The 1,837-nt window shown below is 71.5% G+C and carries 1 protein-coding gene and 1 pseudogene; one reads left to right on the forward strand and one right to left on the reverse strand.

The genetic code is table 11. From position 1 onward, the window contains the following. Positions 1-22 precede the first annotated feature (22 nt). Positions 23-1,302: pseudogene (locus AC08ON_RS05755) on the forward strand (bifunctional glycosyltransferase family 2/GtrA family protein). Here AC08ON_RS05755 and AC08ON_RS05760 read toward each other — a convergent pair. Further along, a partial coding sequence (locus AC08ON_RS05760; protein ID WP_476616581.1) for a biotin/lipoyl-containing protein occupies positions 1,286-1,837 on the reverse strand: 552 nt, incomplete at its 5' end. The pseudogene AC08ON_RS05755 and the gene AC08ON_RS05760 overlap by 17 nt on opposite strands.

The raw sequence follows: 1,837 nt of genomic DNA on the forward strand, positions 1-1,837 counted from the left end.
GGACGGCGGCCGGCCGCGCCCGGTGCTGGACGTCGTCATCCCCGTGTACAACGAGGAGAACGACCTCGCCCCCTGCGTCCGACGGCTGTATGCCCACCTGACCGGGATGTTCCCGTACCCCTTCAGATCACGATCGCCGACAACGCCAGCACCGACGGCACCCTGGCCATCGCCCAGGCGTTGGAGAAGGAACTCCCCGAGGTCGCCGCGATCCACCTCGAGGCCAAGGGCCGCGGCCGGGCACTGCGGGCGGCCTGGGGCCTCTCGCCCGCACCGGTGCTCGCCTACATGGACGTCGACCTGTCGACCGACCTCGCCGCGCTGCTGCCCCTGGTGGCTCCGCTCATCAGCGGCCACTCGGATCTCGCGATCGGCACCCGGCTCTCCCCCGCCTCCCGGGTCGTGCGGGGACCGCGCCGGGAGGTGATCTCCCGCTGCTACAACCTGATCCTCCGCAGAACCCTGGCGGCCCGGTTCTCCGACGCGCAGTGCGGCTTCAAGGCGATCCGCGCCGACGCCGCGGCGGGCCTGCTACCCCTGGTGGAGGACAGCGGCTGGTTCTTCGACACCGAACTGCTCGTCCTGGCCGAACGGGCCGGGATGCGCATCCACGAGGTCCCGGTCGACTGGATCGATGATCCGGACAGCCGCGTCGACGTCCTCGCCACGGCCATCGCCGACCTGAAGGGTGTGGTCCGCCTCTTGCGGGCGTTCGGCAGCGGAAAGCTGCCGCTCGCCAAGCTGCACCAGGAGTTCGGCCGAGGTCCGCTCACCGCCGGCCACGCCGAGGAGGGCAAGGTCGTCGAGGTCCCGGGGGTACCGAAGGGACTCGCCGGTCAGCTCCTGCGATTCGCCGCGATCGGGGTCGCCAGCACGCTGTCCTATCTGGTGCTCTTCGTCCTGCTGCGGACAGTCACCGGGGCGCAGATCGCGAACCTGCTGTCGCTGCTTCTCACGGCGGTCGCGAACACCGCGGCGAACCGGCGGCTGACCTTCGGTCTCACCGGTCCGCGGCGCGCCGGTCGCCACCATCTGCAGGGCCTGGTGGTGTTCGCCGTCGGCCTCGGCCTGACCAGCGGTTCGCTCGCGCTCCTGCACGCGGCGAGCACGAACCCCGGCCGCGGCCTCGAACTCTCCGTGCTGGTGCTGGCGAACCTGGCCTCCACGGTCATCCGGTTCCTTCTGCTACGCGCCTGGGTCTTCCGCCCGGACCGGGAGGCGAGGAACGTGGCCGGGATGCCCCCGGCCACGACACCCCCGCGGAGGCGGGCCCCGACCGGCGAGATCAGGGACGCAGAGTAAGCAGCAGGTCGCCGACCTCGACCGAGTCGCCGCTGGAACGGACGAGCTCCACGACGGTCCCGCCCACCGGGCTGGTCACCGCGGCCTCCATCTTCATCGCCTCCACCACCGCCAGCCGCTGGCCCTTCGTCACCGTGTCGCCCACCGCGACGCTGAACGTGACGATGCCCGGCAGCCCGGCGCCCACCTGGTTCGGATCGGTGGCGTCTGCCCGACGGGCCGCCGTGGTGGTGGCCGTGATGGACGCGTCCCGGACCCGCACCGGCCGGGGCTGGCCGTTGACCCGCAGGTACAGGGTGCGCATCGCGGAGTCGTCCGGTTCGGAGAGCGTCTCCAGCTCCACGATGATCTCTACTCCGGGCTCCAGGGTGACGGTGAGCGGAACGCCAGGCCGCAACCCGTACAAAAAGCCGTCGGTGGGGACCACGGAGGAGTCCCCGTAGGCGTCCACCGCCCGCAGATAGTCCTTCCACGGGCCGGGGAAGAGCAGCCTGGACAGGGCCACCCGCCGGGCCCCCGGGAAGAAGAGCTCGTC

Source organism: Frankia sp. CoWAU3 (assembly GCF_977971855.1).